This is a genomic window from Chromatiales bacterium (assembly GCA_024234935.1).
Lineage (GTDB): Bacteria > Pseudomonadota > Gammaproteobacteria > Steroidobacterales.
Genome location: JACKNI010000004.1, coordinates 12,321 through 33,247, shown reverse-complemented (window position 1 = coordinate 33,247; position 20,927 = coordinate 12,321). Strand labels below are relative to the sequence as shown.

19 protein-coding genes are annotated in these 20,927 nt (G+C 63.0%); 6 read left to right on the top strand and 13 right to left on the bottom strand.

The features are described 5' to 3' along the window. Positions 1-105: 105 nt before the first annotated feature. Genes H6979_09900 through H6979_09890 form a run of 3 tightly spaced genes read right to left on the bottom strand, consistent with a single transcriptional unit; the run spans position 106 to position 2,075 of the window. On the bottom strand, positions 106-600 hold the full coding sequence (locus H6979_09900) for a TPM domain-containing protein (protein MCP5140157.1): 495 nt from the start codon (positions 598-600) through the stop codon (positions 106-108). A 10-nt stretch (positions 601-610) separates the two neighbouring features. Next, positions 611-1,462 (bottom strand): YgcG family protein, encoded by an 852-nt coding sequence (locus tag H6979_09895; GenBank protein MCP5140156.1) that lies wholly within the window; start codon positions 1,460-1,462, stop codon positions 611-613. A 13-nt stretch (positions 1,463-1,475) separates the two neighbouring features. Further along, complete coding sequence (locus tag H6979_09890; GenBank protein MCP5140155.1) at positions 1,476-2,075, bottom strand: LemA family protein; 600 nt, start codon at positions 2,073-2,075, stop codon at positions 1,476-1,478. A 93-nt stretch (positions 2,076-2,168) separates the two neighbouring features. On the opposite strand from H6979_09890, the gene H6979_09885 reads away from it, so the two are divergent. Together H6979_09885 and mrcB are read left to right on the top strand one after the other, a co-directional pair. Continuing rightward, positions 2,169-2,600 carry a VOC family protein gene (locus tag H6979_09885; GenBank protein MCP5140154.1) on the top strand — a complete coding sequence of 144 codons (432 nt, stop codon included), beginning with the start codon at positions 2,169-2,171 and terminating at the stop codon, positions 2,598-2,600. Positions 2,601-2,654: 54 nt separating this feature from the next. Further along, on the top strand, positions 2,655-4,979 hold the full coding sequence (gene mrcB / locus H6979_09880; protein ID MCP5140153.1) for a penicillin-binding protein 1B: 2,325 nt from the start codon (positions 2,655-2,657) through the stop codon (positions 4,977-4,979). Here mrcB and H6979_09875 read toward each other — a convergent pair. After that, positions 4,972-5,202 carry a hypothetical protein gene (locus H6979_09875; GenBank protein MCP5140152.1) on the bottom strand — a complete coding sequence of 77 codons (231 nt, stop codon included), beginning with the start codon at positions 5,200-5,202 and terminating at the stop codon, positions 4,972-4,974. The genes mrcB and H6979_09875 overlap by 8 nt on opposite strands. On the opposite strand from H6979_09875, the gene H6979_09870 reads away from it, so the two are divergent. Further along, positions 5,192-5,479 carry a tetratricopeptide repeat protein gene (locus tag H6979_09870; protein MCP5140151.1) on the top strand — a complete coding sequence of 96 codons (288 nt, stop codon included), beginning with the start codon at positions 5,192-5,194 and terminating at the stop codon, positions 5,477-5,479. The two genes, H6979_09875 and H6979_09870, sit on opposite strands and share 11 nt — an antisense overlap. Positions 5,480-5,496: 17 nt before the next feature. On the opposite strand, the gene H6979_09865 is transcribed toward H6979_09870, so the two are convergent. From H6979_09865 to H6979_09855, 3 genes are all read right to left on the bottom strand, one after another. Continuing rightward, positions 5,497-6,429, bottom strand: coding sequence for an IS110 family transposase (locus H6979_09865; GenBank protein MCP5140150.1), 933 nt, complete (start codon positions 6,427-6,429; stop codon positions 5,497-5,499). A 269-nt stretch (positions 6,430-6,698) separates the two neighbouring features. Beyond that, on the bottom strand, positions 6,699-7,649 hold the full coding sequence (locus tag H6979_09860) for a DUF4437 domain-containing protein (GenBank protein MCP5140149.1): 951 nt from the start codon (positions 7,647-7,649) through the stop codon (positions 6,699-6,701). Between the two features lie 11 nt (positions 7,650-7,660). Continuing rightward, positions 7,661-7,927 (bottom strand): hypothetical protein, encoded by a 267-nt coding sequence (locus tag H6979_09855; protein ID MCP5140148.1) that lies wholly within the window; start codon positions 7,925-7,927, stop codon positions 7,661-7,663. 190 nt (positions 7,928-8,117) lie between these two features. On the opposite strand from H6979_09855, the gene nhaR reads away from it, so the two are divergent. Beyond that, on the top strand, positions 8,118-9,020 hold the full coding sequence (gene nhaR / locus H6979_09850) for a transcriptional activator NhaR (GenBank protein MCP5140147.1): 903 nt from the start codon (positions 8,118-8,120) through the stop codon (positions 9,018-9,020). Positions 9,021-9,075: 55 nt separating this feature from the next. Here nhaR and H6979_09845 read toward each other — a convergent pair whose 3' ends face one another. Genes H6979_09845 through H6979_09825 form a run of 5 tightly spaced genes read right to left on the bottom strand, consistent with a single transcriptional unit; the run spans position 9,076 to position 16,382 of the window. After that, on the bottom strand, positions 9,076-10,026 hold the full coding sequence (locus H6979_09845) for a threonylcarbamoyl-AMP synthase (GenBank protein ID MCP5140146.1): 951 nt from the start codon (positions 10,024-10,026) through the stop codon (positions 9,076-9,078). 22 nt (positions 10,027-10,048) lie between these two features. Then, positions 10,049-11,296, bottom strand: a complete 1,248-nt coding sequence (locus tag H6979_09840) for an MFS transporter (GenBank protein MCP5140145.1) — start codon at positions 11,294-11,296, stop codon at positions 10,049-10,051. Positions 11,297-11,345: 49 nt separating this feature from the next. Next, entirely contained in the window at positions 11,346-12,395 is a 1,050-nt protein-coding gene (locus H6979_09835; protein ID MCP5140144.1) for a respiratory nitrate reductase subunit beta, read from the bottom strand. Next, complete coding sequence (locus H6979_09830; protein MCP5140143.1) at positions 12,361-15,219, bottom strand: molybdopterin-dependent oxidoreductase; 2,859 nt, start codon at positions 15,217-15,219, stop codon at positions 12,361-12,363. Before H6979_09830 ends, H6979_09835 begins: the two co-directional genes overlap by 35 nt. A gap of 59 nt (positions 15,220-15,278) precedes the next feature. Further along, positions 15,279-16,382 (bottom strand): nitrilase, encoded by a 1,104-nt coding sequence (locus H6979_09825; GenBank protein MCP5140142.1) that lies wholly within the window; start codon positions 16,380-16,382, stop codon positions 15,279-15,281. A gap of 144 nt (positions 16,383-16,526) precedes the next feature. Between H6979_09825 and H6979_09820 the strand changes: the two genes are divergently transcribed. Together H6979_09820 and H6979_09815 are read left to right on the top strand one after the other, a co-directional pair. Beyond that, a complete protein-coding gene (locus H6979_09820) occupies positions 16,527-17,276 on the top strand; it encodes a class I SAM-dependent methyltransferase (GenBank protein MCP5140141.1) in 750 nt (249 codons plus the stop codon). Positions 17,277-17,302: 26 nt separating this feature from the next. Beyond that, the gene (locus tag H6979_09815; GenBank protein MCP5140140.1) at positions 17,303-19,783 is read left to right on the top strand and encodes a TonB-dependent receptor; all 2,481 of its coding nucleotides are present in this window, start codon (positions 17,303-17,305) and stop codon (positions 19,781-19,783) included. 59 nt (positions 19,784-19,842) lie between these two features. Here H6979_09815 and H6979_09810 read toward each other — a convergent pair whose 3' ends face one another. Continuing rightward, entirely contained in the window at positions 19,843-20,859 is a 1,017-nt protein-coding gene (locus tag H6979_09810; protein MCP5140139.1) for a DUF1838 family protein, read from the bottom strand. Between the last annotated feature and the right edge of the window lie 68 nt (positions 20,860-20,927).

Below are 20,927 nucleotides of genomic sequence, written 5' to 3'. Positions count from 1 at the left end.
TTGCGATACTGGCAATAGCAGCCCTGGCCGGCATCATCCGCTTCATCATTCTCGCCGAGATCTTCTGAGCACCGGATAAACGGCACTCGGCAGACTGGCCCGGTATCACAGCACTACCGGGCGGTTCGGCAATTCGTCGCGGTTATCCGGGCCGGGCGGGAAATGCACGACCGCCAGTTCACTCAGACGCCCGATCGCCTGTATTGAACCGCGACCATACTCGGCGTTGCGGAATGCGGCCGCAATCGAGCTGCAGATATCGTCCCAGACCCGCTCCGCGACCTTGCCGTCAAAACCATGGTCGGCAACGATCTCGATATCGCGTTCAGCCAGCAGCACATAGACAAGTATCCCGTTGTGGGCTGCAGTGTCAGCCATGCCCAGCCGGCTGAATATCTCCCGGGCGCGCTCCTTGCAGCTGACGCCCCGCCACAGATGACCCAGAGGCAATGCGGTCTCGATTGCGAAACGGATTTCCGCCCGATGCGACTGCTCGGATGCGGTGATCGCCGCGTCGATGGCATTCATCAGCTCGGCGGGGAAACAGCGCCGCAGCGTGAAATGCGTGGTCGTGAAATGACTGAACCAGCGTCGCAACATCAGCGATTGCCTACCAGCGGCCCGAGGCGCCGCCGCCTCCGAATCCGCCACCACCACCGCGGAAGCCTCCGCCGCCAAAACTGCCGCCGCCGAACCCTCCGCGCGGATGACTTGCCCAGCGCCCGGCGCGGCCGGCTGGCGCGAGACCAAGCATGAAACCGATAAGCCCCATGAGCAGCGCCAGCCCGATTGCACCGACCAGCAACCAGGTGAGTCCGCTGACCAGCAGACCAGTCACCGCGGCCCCCGGCAACTGGCCAAGCACACGGCGCAGGATTGCGCCCGCCACGATGCTCACGAACAGGGCGATGGGCAGAACCTTGTCAAAACCGGTCGCCGGACTTCCGCTCCGGGCGGGCTCCGGCAGCGCTTCGCCGTCGATGAGACCGATCAGCCGATCGACACCTGCTTCGATGCCGCCGGCAAAATCGCCCTGCCGGAAGGATGGAACGATGAACTCGTCGATGATCCGGTTGGCGGCCGCATCCGGAATCGCCCCTTCCAGACCGTAGCCGACCTCGATGCGGACCTCACGGTCTTCCGTGGCCACGAGCAGCAACACGCCGTCATCAATGCCTTTGCGTCCCGGCTTCCAGGCTTCGACGACGCGCATCGAGAACTGCTCTATCGCTTCCGGCCGGGTGGTCGGCACGAGCAGAACGACGATCTGGGCACCCTTTCGCGCTTCGAGCTCTGCGAGTTTCGCTTCCAGCGCGGATCGCTCCCCGACGGACAGCGTGCCGGTGGCGTCAACGACGCGACCGGCAGGCGCGGGTACCGGCAGTACCGCTGCAGATACGCACTGTGCTGCCAGCAGCAACACGGCGACCAGGCCACGCAGACCACCTGACATTGCAGTCATGGCGGGCCGACCGTCAGTCTTTCCGGTCAAAATTCACTTCGGGCGGCTTGCTGATCTCCGCCTCATTGCTGACTGTAAAACCAGGTTTGACCTTGTGACCAAACAGCATCGCGGTCAGATTGCTCGGGAAGGAGCGGACCAGGGTGTTGTACTCGCGGGTCGCCTCGATGAAGCGGTTGCGCGCCACGGTAATGCGGTTTTCCGTACCCTCGAGCTGCGCCTGCAGGTCGCGAAAGTTCTGGTCGGACTTCAGCTCCGGATAGCGCTCCACCACCACGAGCAGCCGGGACAGCGCGCTGCTCAACTCGCCCTGTGCAGCCTGGAAGTTCTGAAAGGCCTGCGGATCATCGAGCGTTTCGGGCGTGGCCTGTATGGATCCCACGCGGGAGCGCGCTTCGGTCACCTGGATCAGCACATCACGCTCCTGCTGCGCAAAGCCCTCCACGGTACGGACGAGGTTCGGGATCAGGTCGGCACGGCGCTGATACTGGTTAAGCACCTCCGCCCAGGCCGCCTTGACTGCTTCGTCTCCGCTCTGGAGCGCGTTGTAGCCGCAACCCGACAACAGCAGCGCGCCCAGGGTAGTCACGAGGGCAAGCAGCATCCTTTTCATCATGTCTACATCCTCTGCGAGGTGGTGAAACCGGGAAGCGGAATGATTATATGCTTGCCCCAGCCCGGAACTGCCTGAAGGAGAATATCGCCCATGCTGCAAGGCTTCCACCATGCCGCAATTTCCACACCCGACCTGGCGCGTGCGCTGCGCTTCTATCAGGGCGTACTCGGCTGCGAAACCGTTCGCGAGTTTGGCTGGCCGGCAGGCGTCGCGGCCGCCGACGCGCTTACGGGCCTCAAGGATTCAGCGGCCCGCGCGGTACTGCTGAAGCTCGGTGACAGTTTCCTGGAGATCTTCGAGTTCAGTTCACCGGTGCCGCGGCGGGCCGATCCCGACCGGCCCGCATGCGACCACGGCATCACGCATATCTGCCTCGAAGTGAAGGACTGTCAGCACGAATACGAACGGCTGCGTGCAGCCGGCATGCGCTTTCATGCGCCGCCGCAGGCGCAGGACGGCGGCTTCGTCTGCTATGGACGCGACCCGGACGGCAACATCATCGAGCTGCTGGAGTTTGTCTGAGAGCCTCGGGGCGGGTGTTAACATCCCCGCCTCCCCCGCAGCGGAAGCAGATTCTTGGCCCGACGGTCCCGACGCCCCCGGCGAAACCTGCGCCAGTATCTGAGCCGGCGCGTGATCTTCACGCTCGCCGGCCTGGCGCTGCTTGCGGTATTGGCGCTGGCGACCTGGGTCTGGCTGCTCGACCGGCAGATCGTGCAGCAGTTCGAGGGTCGGCGCTGGGATCTGCCGGCACAGGTCTATGCGCGACCGCTCGAACTCTATGCCGGACAGCGGCTCAGCGCCGAAGAATTGCAGCGCGAACTCACCGCGCTCGGCTACGCGGCAACACCGGCCGTAAGAACGCAGGGCACCTTTGCACGCCTGAGCGGCCGGATCGTACTCATGACCCGCCCCTTCCAGTTCTGGGACGGCGCACAGCCGGCACAGAAGGCCACGATCAGCTTCGGCGCCGGCGGCATCGTCGCGCTGACCGACGAACGAGGCAGTGAGCTGTCGCTGCTGCGCCTCGACCCGCCCTTCATCGGCAATATCTTCACCGCACATGGCGAGGACCGGATCGTGCTGGGTCCGGACCAGGTCCCCGAGCTGCTGCTCGCCTCACTCAAGATCGTCGAGGACCGCGATTTCGACAAGCACGGCGGCATTTCACTGCGCGCCATCGCTCGCGCGATGTGGGCCAATATCCGCGCCGGGGGTATCGAACAGGGCGGCAGCACGCTGACCCAGCAGCTGGTACGCAGCTACTTCCTGGACAACAGCCGCACGCTGACCCGCAAGCTGCGCGAAGCCCTGATGTCGATGCTTCTGGAACTGCACTTCGACAAGCCCGATCTGCTCAACGCCTACGTCAACGAGATCTATCTGGGCCAGGCGGGCGACCGCGCGATTCACGGCTTCGGACTGGCCAGCCAGTTCTACTTCGGCAAGCCGCTGACCGAGCTCGAACCGCAGGAAACGGCATTGCTCGTCGCGATCGTTCGTGGTCCATCCTGGTACGACCCGCGACGCCATCCGGAGCGCACGCGCAAGCGCCGCGACATGGTGCTGGACCTGATGGCACAGTTCGGCCTCATTTCGGAAGCTGCGGCCGGCAAGGCCAGACAGCGCGACCTTGGCGTACGCGGGAAAGCCACGACCTTCGCGAGCTACAACCCGACCTTCATGGATCTGGTGCGCCGCGAGCTGCACGCCGACTACAAGGAAGATGATCTGCTGAGCGCCGGGCTGCGCATCATGACAACGCTGGATCCGCGCATTCAGGCGCTGGCCGAACAACGCCTGAAGGAAGGCCTCGACGAGCTGGAGATCAGCCGCAAGCGCAAGCCTGGCTCACTGGACGGCGCGATCGTGGTCACCGGCACCCAGACTCCCGACGTGCTGGCGATCGTCGGGGGCCGCAATGCGCGCATGCAGGGCTTCAACCGGGCACTCGATGCGAAGCGACCGATCGGTTCGCTGGTCAAGCCGGTGGTCTATCTCGCCGGCTTCGAGTCCGGGCGATACACGGCTGCCACACAGCTCGAGGATGCGCCGCTCAACATCCGCCTCGATACCGGCAAGATCTGGAGCCCGCAAAACTACGATCACCAGTATCGCGGCCCGGTGCCGGCAATTCGGGCGCTCGCGGAGTCACTCAATACACCCACCGTGCGCATCGGCATGGATGTGGGCCCCAAAAAAGTCGCCGGCCTGCTCAAGTCGCTGGGCATGAGCAAGGCGCCACCTCCGCTGCCATCCCTGTTACTGGGTGCGGTCGATCTCTCGCCGATGGAAGTCGCGCAGGTGTACAACAGCCTGGGCAATGGCGGATTTCACGCGCCGCTGAAGGCGGTGCGCGCGGTACTCGATGTGGACGGCAAGCCGCTCGAGCGCTACCAGCTCAAGATTGACCGGGCGGCCGATCCCTCGGCCGTGGCACAACTGACGACCAGCATGCTGCAGGTGGTGGATCGCGGTACCGCCCGCGGGGCGAGACGCTGGTTGCCACCCGGCCTGGCCGTTGCCGGAAAGACGGGTACTTCGGACGATCTGCGCGACAGCTGGTTTGCCGGTTTCACCAATGACCATGTCGTTGTCGTCTGGGTCGGTGCGGATGACAACACGCCGACCGGACTCAGCGGCGCCTCCGGCGCACTCCCCATCTGGGCACGGCTGGTGGCCGGCTTCGGCGACCTCGGCTACGAGGCCTTGCCGACCGAGGATCTCGCCGATGTGTCTTTCGACTATGCAACTGGCATGATGTCGCGCGCTGACTGCGGCGATCTGGTTACCGTGCCGCTGCCTGCCGGGACGGTCCTGCCCGCGAAGCCGGACTGCCTGCCCGAATCGGATAATCTCACCAGGCGTGGCATCGAATGGCTGAAGGGTCTGCTCAACTGAAACGGCGCGACAATATTGCCGGGGCAATTGCGCCATCGCTGTTGCTGATCGCCACGCTCAGCGGCTGCGTGCCGCCGGGCGGCACCCGGCCATCCCAACCGAAGCCTCCGGTACCCGCAACCCGCCCGGCTCCGGCCCCGACCCCCGCGCCCGCGCCGACGCCGCCACCGGAGGCGCCCGTCACGCCGCCAGCGGCACCGCCGCAGGCACCCGTGAGGATCATTCCACCGGTCAGTCCGGCCAGCCAGACGCTGCTCAACGAGAGTCGCGGTCACTCAGCGGCCGGCCGCTATCCGCAGGCAGCTGCCTCCATCGAACGCGCGATCCGGATCGAGCCGCGTCAGCCGGTACTCTGGCTGGAACTCGGCAACATCCGCCTGAAGGAAGGTGACTACCTCCAGGCCGAGAGTCTTGGCCGCAAGGCGCTGAGCCTCAGCGCGGGAGATGCCGCGCTTTCCGCCCGCGCCCAGCAGCTGATTTCGGCGGCAAAGAAACCGTAGGAGCAACTGTCTTTTTTTCAGGCCACACCTGAGAGGGTCGGTGGTGCCCAAGTGGTGTGGTCGCGGGCCATGGCGTTGAGCATGATGAGCAACTTGCGCATGCAGGCAACGATGGCCACTTTCTTGAGTTTCCCGCGGGCGAGCAGCTGCCGATAGGTCGTGGCGATTATCGAGTTGGCACGGATGGAAGCCAAGGTAGCCATGTAGAGCACGCGCCGCAGGTCAGCGCGGCCACCACGGATATGCCGTTTACCCTGATGGGCTCCGCTGTCCGCGTTGTACGGTGCAATGCCCACCAACGCCGCGATCTGCCGGCGACCCAAGCGGCCCAGTTCCGGAAGTCGTGCCGCCAGCGTGGCTTGCAAGACCGGTCCCACACCTGGCGCTGTAGCCAGGTCTGTGGTGGCCGTGACCGCCAGCTGCGCCTTGATCTTGCGGTCGAGTTGGTGGATCTCCCGCTGCAGGCTGGCGTTGATCCGGTTGAGCACCCGCTGGGCAACCACGGCGGAACTCTGCTTGAGTCGACGCTGATTGTCGTCGCGCTGACTGACCAGTTGTCGACGCAGATCGACCAGCGCCCGCAAGGCCTCGGTCGCCGCATCGGGCGCCATCGTCACCGGCACCACCAGGATCCGGGCGGCCTCGGCCAGCAAGGCGGCATCCAACGGATCCGTCTTGGCCTGCCAGCCCAGTGCCCGGGCCAAGGCCTTGACCCGTCGTGGCTGCAGTCGCACCACGGTCAGCCCAGCGGCTTGCAGCTGCTGCCAGATGGCCCGTTCATAGCCACCGGTGGCTTCCAGGGCGATCCGTTCCGGTTGCACCGCCTGCAGTTCTGCCACCACCTGCGCCCGCCCTGCTGGTGTATTGGGTCGCTTCCATGTGCGCCCCTCCGGCTGCAGACACAGCACCAGCGTGGCCTTGGCCACATCAATCCCGACATACGCTGTCATGTGCTTCTCCCCGCGTTAAACTCAGCCCTGAGAGCACTCTCGCCTGGCCCACGCTTGTGCGGTTTCGAGCTGACACTCGAGCAACTGTTCGGGCTTGACGGCGGGAGTACGGGGTACGGCGGCCTGCGCTCCTACACGTGCTCGCAGCACTCCGGCTCATCGGCCTGCCGTACTCCGCTCTCACCTTGAGATTAACCGGGAAGAAAGACACAAGCGGCTTCAGCCGCGATCATCAACCCGACAACGGAGAATCGCGGCTGAAGCCGCTCCTACCGCCGTTTCCTGCCTACATGCCCGCCGACCGGCTGGCCATGCAGCAGCCGTACCTGCGTGTCACTCCGGTAGTCCGCATGCTCGAAGTCCGGCGGTCCATGCGGATGGTTATGGCCATCTGATGCCACCCAGTCATAGAGCATCGGCCGCTTGCGATACAGGTTGGCGGCCGCACGCGCCTTGTTTTCGTCCGGGTTCGTCCACGGATTGAAGTGGAAGTAATTGAAAAGGACGGAGTCCGTGCGGCCGAAAGCGATGGTGCCGTACTTGCAGCTGAATGACCCGTGGTTGATGTACGGCGGGCGCCAGAAGTAGCCACCGGTCGGCAGTTCGCCAAACTGCATCATGAAAGACGTGCCCCAGATGTGATACGCCTCTTCGGCACTGTCATGGTAGGAGATGTTGTTCTGCGCAAACTCCGGCGTCATGCAGTAGAGGAAGCTCAGGGCCTCGGTCAGCACATCGTAGTGCAGAACCTTGATCATGCAGCCCGAAGCGACCGACGGCGACACCAGATTGCCAGCGGCCCAGGGACGATCCTGATAGCTGTTGACCGAACTGAAGGCCTCGGTGAGTGCCAGCGGGTGATGCTTGTCGCTCTCTGCAAAAGCAGGCTCGCTGTCATTGAACATCAACAGCACTTCGGCGCCCTGCGCCGACTCGATGGCACCGACGGCCATACCGGCCGGAATGAAAGCGTAATGGCCTTCAACCCAGTTCTCCTTGCCAACCCGCAACGTGCCGGTCAGAACGAAGATCTCCATGTCGGAATAGCAGAGGCCCGGCTTGCGCCTGAAACCGCCATCGAAGCGGACCTTCAGCGTACAGGCGCCGGTGTCGGCATCCAGCGACAGCACCTTGTAATGGCTGCCCTTGAAGCCGGACAGGTCGAACTTCTTGAAGGGATGATTCAGTTCGACATAGGGTTCGATATGTGGTCGTGCCATGAGAGATCTCCTCAAAAGATGACCTGGTGCTTGCCCTTGGGCTTTTTGGCAATCTCGCCAGGCTTGATGATCCGTTTCAGGTCACCACTGACGTTGAAGCCGGTGGTCTGGATGGCCCGCAGGAATGCAGCGACCCACTTCTCGCGCTGGGGGGCCAGCGCATCCTGTTCCCTGACGATCTCTGCGTAGCGCTTCTTCTGCTCCGCAACGTTTTCCAGCACCCACTTGCGGTTCCCGGCCGCCGGGGCGGGTTTGGTGTCCTGCACGCGCTTGCCCATTGTTTTCAAACTCCGGTCTGTTGGAGCGGCTTCGGCCGCGATTCGCTGTGGTCGTCGGACTGGTGATCGCGGCCAGGGCCGCTTCTGCCAGGCACAACTCCCTTGCGTCCAGACTACCTTCTTCATACATACGTAAAAGTCGTTTGTTTCTTAGATATACTTCGAGAATCCCGATGTATCTGACAACCGCATGAAACACCCGAACTACAACCACCTGCTGTACTTCTGGACGGTCGTCCGCGAAGGCGGCGTGGCGCGTGCCGCGGAAAGCCTGCACATCACACCGCAAACGATCAGCGGACAGATCAAGCTGCTGGAAGCAGAGCTGAATGGTCGACTGCTGGAAAAGAAGGGCCGGCGCGCCGTACCCACGGAACTGGGCCTGACCGTATACGAATACGCCGACGAGATCTTTTCCCGCGGCCAGGACCTGATGCGGGTCCTGCAGGGCGTTACCCCGTACGGCCAGCATACCGTCACCGTGGGCGTCTCCGACGTGGTACCCAACCTCATCGCATGGCGCGCCATCTCACCGCTGACGCAGGGTGACAATCCCTTCCGCGTGCTATGCCACACAGGCGGGCTCGACACACTGGTAGCGGATCTCGCCGCACACCGCCTGGATTTCGTGCTTTCCACCAGCGCCCTGACGGCGAGCTCCGGATTTCGTGCCTTCAGTCACCTGCTGGGTGAGTGCGAAATCAGTTTCTTTGCACCGCCGCGTCTGGCGGCCCGGCTGCGCCGGGGCTTCCCGGGCAGCCTTGACCAGGTACCGTTCCTGCTGCCGACGGAACGCAGCCCGAACCGGCGCGTACTGGAGAACTGGTTTCTGGAAAACGGCATCACACCGAAGGTCGTCGGCGAATTCGATGACAGCGGACTGCTCAAGACTTTCGGCCAGGGCGGACTGGGCGTCTTTGCCGCACCCTCGGCGATCGGGGAGGAAGTCGTCCGCCAGTACAAGATGCGGATCGTCGGCAAGGCCGGCAGTGCGCGCGCGAAGTTCTACGCGCTGTCGATGGAACGGACAATCCGGCACCCCGCGGTGATGCAGATCGTTGCGGGCGCACGCGGTACGCTGTTCAGCGATTAAGAAACTTCAGCCTGGCGCCACTGCCTTCCTGCGTGTACGGGACATACTCGAATAATCAGACGCCCCGGCACCGCGGCGCTGCGGCGCGCTGCAAGCGGTCATTGATGGCTTCGCCGAGGCCATGCGCCGGCACCGGCGCTACCGCGATGCCGGCTGCGCCACTGGCATCGAGTGTGCGCAGCATCCCAAAGAGGTTGGCTGCCGCCTCAGTCAGGTCGCCGCTGCGGGACAGGTTCGGGCTGCCATCACGATGATGGGGACCGAAGCCGAGAAAAGCCTCGCCTGGTTCCGGCGCAACTGCATTCATGCGCAGCCGCGCACGCGGAGCGTAGTGGGACGCGAGCTGGCCGGGTGCTTCGATATGTCCGGCCGGCAGCGCCGACAGCTCGTCGACGACAGTCAGCAGCGCCTCGCGACTCACGCCACCCGGACGCAACAGGCGCACAGGCTCGCCCGGCAGCACGGCGACGATGGTCGATTCCAGGCCAAGCTGCGCGGGACCACCATCAAGGACGAAACCTGATTCCGCACCGAGTTCCGCAACCACGTCCTGTGCCGTGGTCGGACTGATGTACCCGGAGCGATTGGCAGAAGGTGCGGCCAGCGGGCCACCGAAGGCGCGGATCAGTTCAAGTGCCACCGGATGACCAGGCATGCGCAACGCCACGGTCTGCAAACCGGCGCGCGCCAGCTCGCAGACCCGGCCCGCGGGCGCAACTGGCAACACCAGGGTCAATGGTCCGGGCCAGAAGCGGGCGGCGAGACGCTGCGCGCGTTCGTCGAATACCGCCTCGCTGGTCGCCATCCCGGGACTGGCTACATGAGCGATCAGCGGATTGAACTGCGGGCGGCCTTTTGCGGCATAGATGCGGGCGACGGCGATATCACTGCCCGCGTCGGCAGCCAGCCCGTAGACGGTCTCGGTCGGCAGACCCACAAACTCGCCACGGCGCAAACACTCGACCGCCCGGGCAATGCCCGACTCGCTCGCCTTAACGATGTCCATGCGCCGGCCTCATGCGCGGCACTCAGGCTGCTGCCGGCCTGCTTGCCGGGAAAGCCGGCAACCGTGCCAGGAGAATGGTTGCGACAACCAGCATCGCGGCATGCACCAGCAGGATCTCGGTGTAGCCACCAAAGCGATCCACGGCATTGGCAGTCGCCAGCGGGCCCAGGCCCGCACCGAGGGAGTAAGCGCTGTAGTACCAGGCGTAGATGCTGCTGAAGTGATGCAGGCCGAAGTAGCGGCTGACCAGATAGGCGGTTACATCCACCTCGGCACCGGCGGCGAGACCGGTGAGGATGCCGGCAACGAACGCCAGCCAGCCGCTCGCACCCGACGCAAGCAGGAAAATCGCAGCGATGGGCCCGAGCAGGAAGGCGATCGCCACGCGCGGTGCAAAGATGCGATCCATCAGCCAGCCGGCGGCCACGCGACCGAAAAGCAGCGCCACGGCAAGTATCGACAAGGCATTGGCTGCGCGCATCGGCGTGACACCGCGGCTGACGAGCAGCGGCACCAGGTGCACCTGGATGCTGGTCACTGCGAGGCCGATCAGCAGAAAGACCACCAGCATCATCCAGAAGTGACCGGTGCCCAGCGCCTGCTTGAGCGTCATGCCCGGCGGCACAGCGGATTGCGCCGCCCTCTGCCTGCTGCTCGCTGCTGTGTCGCCGTCAGGCAGCAAACCCATGGACTGCGGCGAGTCGCGCACGACCAGCAATATGACGCTGCCGCCAAACACGATGATGGCGGCAGCGATCACCAGCCAGGCGCTGCGCCAGCCAAAGGCATCGATTGCCCACTGCGTCAGGATGGGCCACGCAAAGCCACCGATACCGACGCCGGCCAGCGTTACGCCGAGCGCCAGACCGCGCTGGCGGTCGAACCACAGCGCGATGATCCGCGTAAAGGCGATATGCGTGGTGCCGACGCCAAGCAAGGCCAGGGCGATGTAGCGCAGATAGAAGGTGAGGACGTTTGCATCCTGAAAATAGAAGGAGGCAACCAGCGCGGCCTCGAAGACCAGGCCAACCAGAATCACGCGCCGGGCACCGAGCCGGTCCACCAGCAGGCCGAAGAACGGCGCCACGAAGGTGATCGTCAGCACCGACAGGAAGAGCGCCGCGAATACCTCAGTCTGCGACCAGTCGAATTCCGCCCGCAGGGGCGTAACAAACACGCCGAAGGTGTAGGTCAGTACGGTAGCCAGTCCGCAGGCGAGCCCGATGCCGCAGGCAAGCGCGACATACCAGCCATAAAACAGCTTTTTCATTCATCCGCCCTGTTGACTGCCGGATCATGCCCGCATTTCGGCGGGCAAATCAGGTTGCGGAACCGGACTCCGAATACACCTGCACATCGGTGATGTTGAACAGCGACTTCCAGTCCTTCGCGATCAGCAGATCCATCAGCTCCGATGGCTTGCCGGCTTTTTTCCGATCCATCTCGGCATCGATGGTGATCAGCGCCTGGTCGACCTCAGGACCGAACAGGTAACGCAGGTATTCGGTGGGTACGCGCGGCTCCTCGCTGAAACGGCCTTCCGCATCAAAGGAGGCCGGCAGGATCGGCGGGACGTAGTACACATTGGGTTCGGTGCCGAACTCGGGGTGCAGCGGCAGCGCAACTTTCCACTGATGGACGAGCTTGTGGATCGGGCCGTCGAGATCCTCCAGAAAACCGACGAAGCGCAGACGGCCGGGACACTGGCGCGCGCAGGCCGGCGCCACACCCTGCTCGACGCGCGGGAAACAGAAGATGCACTTCTGCGACTTCCGCTTCACGAAGTTGAAGTACATCTTGTCGTAGGGGCAGGCGCGATTACAGAGCCGGAAGCCCTGGCACTTGTCCTGGTCGACCAGCACGATGCCGTCTTTTTCACGCTTGTAGATCGCGCGCACCGGACAGGCTTCGAGACAGGCGGGCTTGGTGCAGTGATTGCACAGGCGCGGCAGATAGAAGTGATAGTTGTTCGGATAGTCGCCCGAACTGGTGTCTTCGTCCCAGTTGGCGCCGTATTCCATCGGTTCGGTCTGCTGCAGACGCTCGGCCGTGCCCTTGAAGTACACGTCCTCATGATTCAGCGCGATGGGCTTGCCGTAGTCTTTCTGGTCATGCAGGTCACCGAACTGCAGATTGCCATCCTTCCAGCCCGACTTCGCGCCCTTCGCCTCCCATTCCTTCGGATAGCCACGACCCGGTTTGGTTTCGACATTGTTCCAGAGCATGTACTCCTGGCCTTCTTCATCAGTCCACAGCGACTTGCAGGCCGCCGTGCAGGCCTGGCAGCCGATGCACTTGTTGAGGTCGATGACCATTGCTACTTGTCTGGACATTTCAGGTTTCCTGGGTAGTGGTCGGCGCGGCGGCATGCAGGTTGCCGGGGATCGCGGCTGAAGCCGGTCCTGCGGCCGCTCGTGCGACAGGGACTGCGCCGGCGTACTTCTCGAAATCAACCGTGTGGTCGTGGTAGGTCTGGTTGGGTACGTAATCGGGCGTGCGATAGCCGATATGTCCGTAGTTGCCGACCAGCGAGGTCGGCTTGAGCAGGCCACCGGTCGGGATCACGCCGCTGAAGTTCTGCCGGCCGCGGAACATCATCGGATCCCAGCCATGGAACATGAACATCTGCCCCGGCTGCATGCTGGAACTGACGTGCGCCATGGCGATGAATGAACCCAGCTTGTTGAAGGTGCGGATCAGGTCGCCATCCTTCACACCGCGTTTCGCCGCATCATCGGGATTGACGTACACATCCGGCTCACCGCGCTGCAGGCTCACCAGCAATGCGTCATCGCGCCACATGCTGTGTACACCGTGCCGCGCATGGCCCATGGTCAGCCGCAGCGGATAACCCTTGATGGCCAGCGGGTCGACATAGACCGGCAGCGCCTCGCCTTCCTGCAGGAACCAGTCGTGATCCATGTAGAACTGCTGGCGGCCCGTCAGCGTCGCATAGGGCTTCTTGTCGCGCGTACTGGCAAGGACCTGGTAACTGTAGGGTGCACCGGGTCCGAACTGCACATCGGCTGAGTCGTCGACGCGGATAAAGCCCTTGCTGGCCAGTTCCTCGAAGCTGATCTTCGGCAGGCCCGCCGAGTTGTCGAGCAGAAACTGTGCCAGGTCGCGTGAATTGGTGATCTTGCCGTTGAGCGTGAACAGCTCATGCAGCCGCGCGTAGTCGTGGGTGATGGGCTGACCAAAAACCACATCCTTGACCGGCGGCAGCTGGCGCGCAGTCGCCTTGGCACTGATCGCTTTGGCAAGACGCTCCATGATCGTCCAGTCGTCGGCCGACTCGCCGAGCGGTGGTACCGCCTGGTCGAGCACCTGCACATAGGGCGTGCGGCCCTCCATGACGAAGTCGCGCCGCTCGTAGTGCTGCGCGACCGGCAGAACATAGTCGGAATACATCGCCGTGACGCTCATGTCAGGCGTCATGGTCACGATCGTTTCGAGCTTCGCCAGCACGGTTTCGCGGAAGCGCGTACCGGCAGCTCGCCAGTTGGCGGTGTTGTGGCCGGCCATGATGGCCATCTTCCACGGCGTCTTGCTGTAATCGGGCAGCCAGCCGTTCTTGATGGACTGCTGGTAGTGCGAATCGATGTGACTGGCCAGCTTGTCGCCATACACCTCGGTGTTGAGCGCCTTGCCGTCCGCCTTTGCATAGTCCCAGACGGAGATCGCCGCCACCTTGAGCCGCGGACCGACACCTTCGAAGACGAATTTCAGCAAGCCATCGGCCTTGCCGAGCTGGGTGGTCTGCATGCCGCCGCCTTCACGCCCCGTATCGCCGGTGAGTGCGCACATCAGCAACCACGCACGGTGCAGCTTGTCACCGTGCAGCCATTTGCAGGAGCGGTAGCCCGCATAGATCATGCCGGCGCCGGATTTGGCAAAGGTCCGCGCGATGGCGCGGATATTTTCTGCGTGCACGCCGGTGATCTTCTGCGCCTGCTCCGGCGTGTAGTCGCGATCGCAGAGCTGTCGTGTCAATTCGAAAACGGTCGTGACCTCGACCTTGCCCTGCGGTGTTTTCACCTTCCAGCGACCCTCGAGGGCCGGCTTCAGACCGCTGAGCGTCAGGAACTCCGGCTCGCGCGGCGCGTGCGGTGCCGCCGGGTGCTGCCCATAGCCGGTCCCGGGCGCCTTGACCGGCTTGCCCGCGGCTTCGTCCCAGAAATAGAAGCTGTTGTCGGCACGGTCGCCGGTTTCACCGAAATCACTGGCGCGCAGGAACTTCTGGTTGTCGGTACGCACGAGGAAGGGCAGATCGGTCTGTTCGCGGACATAGTTCCAGTCGATCAGCCGGTCCTTGATGATGGTCTGCACCATCGCCAGCGCCAGCGCGGTATCCGTGCCGGGCTTCGGGTTGAGCCATTTCGAGGCATGGATGGCCGACGCACTGAACTCGGGGGAAATGACCACGACTTCAGTGCCGTTGTACTTCGCTTCCCAGAAAAAATGCGCGTCGGGGATACGTGTCGCGGCCGGGTTTGCCGCCCACACCAGGCAGCACTTCGATTTGTAGACCGCTGCCATGTTGTCGCCCGGCAATTCATAGCCCAGCGTCATGTAGGCGCCGACCGGCAGGTCACCGACGCCGGCAAAGGTCTCCGGCACGACAATGCCGGTGGCATTGGCGAAACGGAACATCGCGGTGAACGAGGCCTTCTTCAGGATCATCTGCGTGCCCATCGCGAAAGTGATCGCGTCCGGACCTGACTCTGTCGCGTGCTCGATGATCTTGTCGGAAATCTCGCTGATCGCCTGGTCCCAGCTGATGCGCTCCCACTTGCCAGCGCCCCGCTCACCCGCCCGTTTCATGGGGTAGAGAACGCGCTGCTTGCCGTACATGTACTTGGAGTGGCGAATGCCTTTCTGGCAGCCACGCGGCCCGTAATCCGGCGTGTCCTCGTCGCCCGAGCGACCGTACTCGCCCTGCTGCTCTTCGCGCCAGACGATGCCGTTCTTGACGTAGACGTTGAAGGCACAGTGTCCGGTGCAGTTGATGCCGCGACTGCCGCGCACGACCTTGTCCCAGGTCCACTTCTTGCGCATCAGGTCTTCCCAGACGCCATAGACCGGCGGCGAGGCGGCCAGCGCCTGGCCGGGCACCATGTACTTGAGCGAGAGAGCTGCCGCCGCGACGCCGGAATGTTTGAGGAACGTTCTTCTGTCAGTGGTCGCAGTCATCTGTTGCACTCCCGCTACGGTCCCGAGCCACGGATCATAAGGTATCGAAGCCGTGTCTGTTACAGCAATCCCGACTTGACCAGCCGCTCGATATTGGCTTCCTGCCGGCGACGGAAAGCGTCACGACTCGGTGGCTCCACGACCTTGCCGTCCTGAAGCAGGAAATTCCCCTCGTGGTAGCGCGCTTTGGCGTAGGTGCTGGCATATATATCAAAGGGCTGGCGCGACATCACGTTGGACATCGCGGTGCGACGCCGGGTGCGGCGCAACGCGCCGATATCGATGACGGCATTTGAATTGAAGGCTTCGCCACCCTGCGCGGCTTCGGCCAGCACATGGCCGTTGTAGTCGACGATTTTCGACATGGCGCTGCAGGTGTAGGCCGGGATCGGCGTGTCGTCGATGGTCGCGGTATTTGCCGAAACGACGAAGACCTGGTTCTCGATGGCGCGCGCACGCCGGCAAACCTCCTTGATGGTCAGCTCTGCGCTGCCTGGTTCACTGGTCGGATGCAGGATCACCTCGGCACCGCGCAACGCCACGCAGCGCGTGATCTCCGGATAGAGAATCTCCTCCGAGGCGATGGTGCCGAGGTTGCCGATCTCGGTCTTTGCCACCGGAAACACGCCCTCCTCCCCGTAGATATCCAGATACTTGTCCCACACATCGTGCGGAGTCGGCTCGAAGCAGGACGTGAGACGCCGGTAACGCAGGATCACATCGCCGTTCGGACCGATGATGAAACAGGTCTGGAAGTAGAGTTCCGGAAAATGCGGATCGATTTCGTAGACATTGCCCGACAGGAACAGGTTATTCGCCTGTGCCACCTTGCCGAGCGCCTCGTATTCGGGCCCGTTCTGTTCCAGGCAGGCGCGGTCACGCCATTCCTGCACCGACTCGCGCATCGGAAAGCCGGTAAGCGTGTATTCCGGCAGGGCCACCAGCCTGACCGGCAGACCATAAAAAAAGCGCAGGAAGTGGGCAGCGGTGGTCGTGAATTCACCGATGCGCCGGATATTCTCGTCGATCTTTGCGCGCGACGACGGCCGATCCGTGCAACGATTGACCCCCTTGACTGAAACCTGGAGCGCGACACCGATGAATTCCGGGCCGGCCTGCGTGTCACCGGTCGGCGCTGCGCCGGCCTGTTTGCTGTCCGCCATGCTGTCTTCCTGCTGAATGTCCGGGAGAGTCCTCAGTATAGTGGGGCATCCGGAGTTCCCCGAAACCACGTGATGGGCGGTCCGCGTGGCAGTTAGCCAAGCGGTATATCCGGAGCTACGATCAGTCAGAGGAGGTGCAGAACAATGCCCAGTCAACCCGTCCCGCCACCGGGCTGGAATCGCCCCGGGATGATCCCGACGCTGAACGACACAGGCTTCATGTTCGAGGTCCGGGACTCCTTCACCAACGATTTCATCAGTTTTGCGGGCCAGACCACCCTGCCCGTGCTGGAACTCGGCTGCGCCTATGGCGTCGCCAGCATTCCGGCACTGGAAGCCGGTGCGCGGGTCACCGCCTCCGACATGGAACCGCGGCATCTCGAAATCCTCAAGGACAAGGTGCCCCGGCATCTGCTCGGGAATCTCGAACTGGTCGTCGCAACACTGCCGCAGGCCGAGTTTCCGGCTGGCCGGTATGGCGCAATTCTCTGCTCGAGAGTCCTGCATTTTCTGAGCGGTGAGGACATCGAGACCTCCGTGCGCAAGATGGCGCAATGGCTCGCCCCCGGCGGCCGCCTGTATCTCGTTGCTGACACGCCTTACGGGATCTGGCGGAAGAAGATTCCCGAATTCGAAGCGGGCAAGGCCGCCGGCATGCGCTGGCCGGGGATGATGGTCGGGCTGCACAACTACCTCGCCGCCGACCCGCCGCCCAAGCCGACCGAGAAGCCGCCATTCATGAATGTGCTGGATCCGGAGTTGCTGGCCAGAACCTGCACGGAAGCCGGCCTCGAGGTGGTCGAGGCGGCCTTTATTCCGCGACCCGACTTTGGCGGTTTCGGTCAAATGGACGGTCGCGAGAATGCGGGTGTACTTGCCGTCAAGACTGGCTGAAACTGTGCTCTCAGGGGGACTGATAAATGAGCATGGACTTTCTGCGCCGTGCCGGCGGCATCTCCGCGTGCGTCCTGATATCGCTGTCCGTTTCGATACCACTGCCGGCATCTGCTGACGAGGAAATCAGCGAGGTCATCGTCACCGCTCGAAAACGCGAAGAGCGCCTGCAGGAAGTACCGTTGTCGATCACCGCTTTCGACGCCGATGCGCTGAAAGACCGCAACATCCAGTCTGTCTACGATGTTGCAACCTTCACCCCCAACTTCAGCTTCACCCGCAACGTGGTCGGCCGGCGCCTCGACGCACCGAGCATCCGCGGCCAGTTTTCGCCGCTGAACAACTTCGGCTCGGAAGGCAACGTGGCCTTCTATGTGGATGGCGTCTATATCAGCGGCACTTCCAGCAGTCTGACCGCCGACAACGTCGAGCGCATCGAGGTTCTGCGCGGGCCGCAGGCCGCGCTGTTCGGCCGTGCGGCTTTTTCCGGTGCCGTCAACTACGTCACCCGGGAACCCACCAACGAGATCGAGGGTCAGGTCTACCTGAAGGGCGGCGAAGACAGCGACTACAAGACCTCCGCATGGCTCAGCGGACCGCTGATCGAGGACAAGCTGCTGTTCTTCACCTCGGCGAGCTGGGAGTCGGTAGACGGCCAGTGGCAGAACTCCATGAACCCGTCGAATCCCTGCGGACCGGGCGAGACACTTGCCGACGGCTGCCTGCCGCTGAGCCGGCTGCCGGACGGCTCACCGCGCTACACGCTCGCCTGGCCGGAAGATCAACCGCCCTCAACGCAGATGGACGACTACACGCCGCTCGGTGGCGAGAGCACCTGGAATGTCACCGGCAAACTGACCTGGAACGTCAGCAACGCGCTGAAGCTGAACTTCAAGGCCGAGTACACCGAGACCGACGATCAGCACTTTGCATCGCTGTTTCAGCCCGCCCTCGCCTGCTACGTGCCCGGCGGGCCGGCCTGCGAGATCAAGGCAGACGGACTGCGTGTCGTCATGAACATCGCTGATCTGCGCGAAGGTGCCACCTCGTCGCTGTTCGGCACCACGGAAGATGGCGAGTTCGTCCCCAGCACGGCGCGACCCGCATCTTTCATCGGTACCCGCAGCGAAACCCGCCGCTACCTCGCGGAAGGCATCTATACGATCAACGAGTGGGAAGTATCGGCGCGGGCCACGCTGAACCATCAGAGCCTCGAAAGTTTCAAGGACCTCGACCGCTCGCCCTACTGGGGACCGCTGTACGCCGGCGTATTCGAGACCGGCGAACTGCAACGCTGGAGTGACCACTCCTACGAAGTCCGCGCAACCTCGCCGCAGGACAAACCCGTGCGCACCACAGCCGGCGCCTATTATTTCCGTGCCGACAACAACTCTTTCCAGCGCGAGTTCACCGGCTTTTGCAACCGCGTTGAATACGGTCTGCCGGAAATCAACGGTCAGCGCTCATGGACGCTGAATGCCGACAAGGAGAACAAGGCGGTCTTTGGCGGCGTGGAATACGACATGCCTGGCAACGTCACTCTCGCCGTTGAAGGCCGCTACGCCAAGGACTCGCCGGTACAGTACGCCGCAAACGGCATCCGCGCATCGACCAACTATTACAGCTTTACGCCGCGGGCAACGCTGACCTGGAAGCCCACCGAGGACCTCAACCTCTATGGACTGGTCGCCAAAGGCAACAAGCCCGGCGGCTATTTCTATGGCTACTTCGATGCGGCGGTGATCGCCACCGGGGCCGGCAGCACGACCGAGGCCATCGAAAATGGCGATGCGATCATCAAGGAAGAAAACTCCTGGACTTACGAACTGGGCGCGAAAACCCAGTGGCTCGACCGCCGGCTGACGGCCAACGTATCGCTGTTCTATATCGACTGGAAAAACCAGGCGATCAATGAAGTGCGCAATATCCAGTGGGTCTGCGCGGACACGGGCAACACCTCACAGGTACCCAACAACGTCATCCGCAACGTCGGCAAGTCCGAAGTGATGGGCAGCGAAGTGGAGCTGGCGCTGGCCGCGACCGACAACCTGCGTCTGGCCCTGAACTATGGCCTCGCGGCAACGAAACTGAAGGACTACAAGTCGGTGATCGACCAGGTCAGCGAGGTCGTCGTCGATGCGGCAGGCAAGGAAGCACCACGTGTACCCAAACACACGGTCACGACTTCTGCCACCTATACACGGCCTTTCGGCGATGGCGGTGCCAGCTGGTTCCTGCGCGGCGACTATGTGTACAACTCGAAGACCTGGCTGGAAGCCGATAACGTGGTCTACGTCGGCGCATTGAACCTGGTGAACACCCGCTTCGGCATCGAATCAGACCAATGGACGGCCACCATCTATATAGACAACCTGACCGACGATGACACGCCGCTGCTGGCCACGCAGTTTCCGAATTTTGACCGGTTTCCGAACGTGACCACGGCTTTTCACGTCGTCCCGAGACGCGGCAGAAATGCCGGCCTCACACTGCTGCACCGCTTCTAGCTGCGCCGTTTCTGGCCACGCCGCAGGAGGCCTGCAGGCGCTCCTGCCGGGGATTGGACTCAGCGTGCGGGCTTGTAGGCCGGATTTTCCGGCGGTACTTCGGCAGCGTAGGCTTCCCAGGTACCGCGCGGCATGACCTGCGGCCAGTGATCCGGTGGCTGCAGATATTCGGGCGCATTCTTCTCGATATTGGCCAGCACCTTTGGCGGAATATCACCCGGGCCCTTGAGACCCTTGTGACTGAACATCCGGCCGAACAGCACGCCGGATTCGGCCAGCTCGTGACCACCCATGCGCATCCACGGCCACCACTGCGAGAGCCGCGAGAAGCCCGCGATGAAGCGGCTCGAGGGTGCACTGCGATCCTGCATCTCGCTCAACGACATGCTGAAGGTGAAATGTTCCGACGGACTGATGCGCGGCCCCGTGCAGGCCTTCGGCCATCCTTCGGCATTTACCGGGTTCGTGTACTCGTGCGCGTAATCCCAGGCAAGCATGAGATCGTCGCCGTAGGTCTCGAAGGGCAGGACGAAGGGCACCTTGCCGCCCATGTTCCGTTGCGTACCTTCATTCATCAGTGTTGCATCATCCTTGGCAGCGCCCATTGCAAAGCGCGGCATCTCGGCGGTGAGCTTGCCGCCCATGGTCGGGTTGTAGAAATTGAAGACCTTGACTGTTTCGCCGGTGAAGGGATTCTTCCAGGTATCGAGGATGTCGCCGGTGGCGAGATCGGTGAAATAGCCGGTCTCCTTGCCACGGATCCAGCAGTTGCCGTCACTGTCGATCTTTGACTGCATGACGCCGGTACCGGTGTAACCGAACAGCGGCATGGCCCGCTTCGCGCCGATGCGCGCATACATCAGGCCATGAAAGCCGCTGAGGACCGGTTCGTCGTAACCGCCCCAGATCTTGCCGAAGGCATACAGGTTGTCGTAGGGATTGTTGAAGTCGAGCGGCTTGCCGGTGGCGGCCCGCGCGGGCTTGCCAATCGTCATGAGGCCGGCACCCGTGGCGGCAAGTGCGGCCATGGCGGAACGACGATTGACGAACAGACCATTGACCAGCTCAGAAGTCATCGCAGCACTCCCCGGTTGAATCAGTCTGCATTTAAACCTAATACGGGCGAGGGCAATAGCGCTGCAGC

Bases quoted from the DNA above. Each gene is read 5' to 3' on its own strand.
- H6979_09900 (MCP5140157.1), bottom strand. From the start codon at position 600: ATGTTGCGACGCTGGTTCAGTCATTTCACGACCACGCATTTCACGCTG.
- H6979_09895 (MCP5140156.1), bottom strand. From the start codon at position 1,462: ATGACTGCAATGTCAGGTGGTCTGCGTGGCCTGGTCGCCGTGTTGCTG.
- H6979_09890 (MCP5140155.1), bottom strand. From the start codon at position 2,075: ATGAAAAGGATGCTGCTTGCCCTCGTGACTACCCTGGGCGCGCTGCTG.
- H6979_09885 (MCP5140154.1), top strand. From the start codon at position 2,169: ATGCTGCAAGGCTTCCACCATGCCGCAATTTCCACACCCGACCTGGCG.
- H6979_09875 (MCP5140152.1), bottom strand. From the start codon at position 5,202: ATGATCCTCACGGGTGCCTGCGGCGGTGCCGCTGGCGGCGTGACGGGC.
- H6979_09865 (MCP5140150.1), bottom strand. From the start codon at position 6,429: ATGACAGCGTATGTCGGGATTGATGTGGCCAAGGCCACGCTGGTGCTG.
- H6979_09860 (MCP5140149.1), bottom strand. From the start codon at position 7,649: ATGGCACGACCACATATCGAACCCTATGTCGAACTGAATCATCCCTTC.
- H6979_09855 (MCP5140148.1), bottom strand. From the start codon at position 7,927: ATGGGCAAGCGCGTGCAGGACACCAAACCCGCCCCGGCGGCCGGGAAC.
- nhaR (MCP5140147.1), top strand. From the start codon at position 8,118: ATGAAACACCCGAACTACAACCACCTGCTGTACTTCTGGACGGTCGTC.
- H6979_09845 (MCP5140146.1), bottom strand. From the start codon at position 10,026: ATGGACATCGTTAAGGCGAGCGAGTCGGGCATTGCCCGGGCGGTCGAG.
- H6979_09840 (MCP5140145.1), bottom strand. From the start codon at position 11,296: ATGAAAAAGCTGTTTTATGGCTGGTATGTCGCGCTTGCCTGCGGCATC.
- H6979_09835 (MCP5140144.1), bottom strand. From the start codon at position 12,395: ATGCCGCCGCGCCGACCACTACCCAGGAAACCTGAAATGTCCAGACAA.
- H6979_09830 (MCP5140143.1), bottom strand. From the start codon at position 15,219: ATGACTGCGACCACTGACAGAAGAACGTTCCTCAAACATTCCGGCGTC.
- H6979_09825 (MCP5140142.1), bottom strand. From the start codon at position 16,382: ATGGCGGACAGCAAACAGGCCGGCGCAGCGCCGACCGGTGACACGCAG.
- H6979_09820 (MCP5140141.1), top strand. From the start codon at position 16,527: ATGCCCAGTCAACCCGTCCCGCCACCGGGCTGGAATCGCCCCGGGATG.
- H6979_09815 (MCP5140140.1), top strand. From the start codon at position 17,303: ATGAGCATGGACTTTCTGCGCCGTGCCGGCGGCATCTCCGCGTGCGTC.
- H6979_09810 (MCP5140139.1), bottom strand. From the start codon at position 20,859: ATGACTTCTGAGCTGGTCAATGGTCTGTTCGTCAATCGTCGTTCCGCC.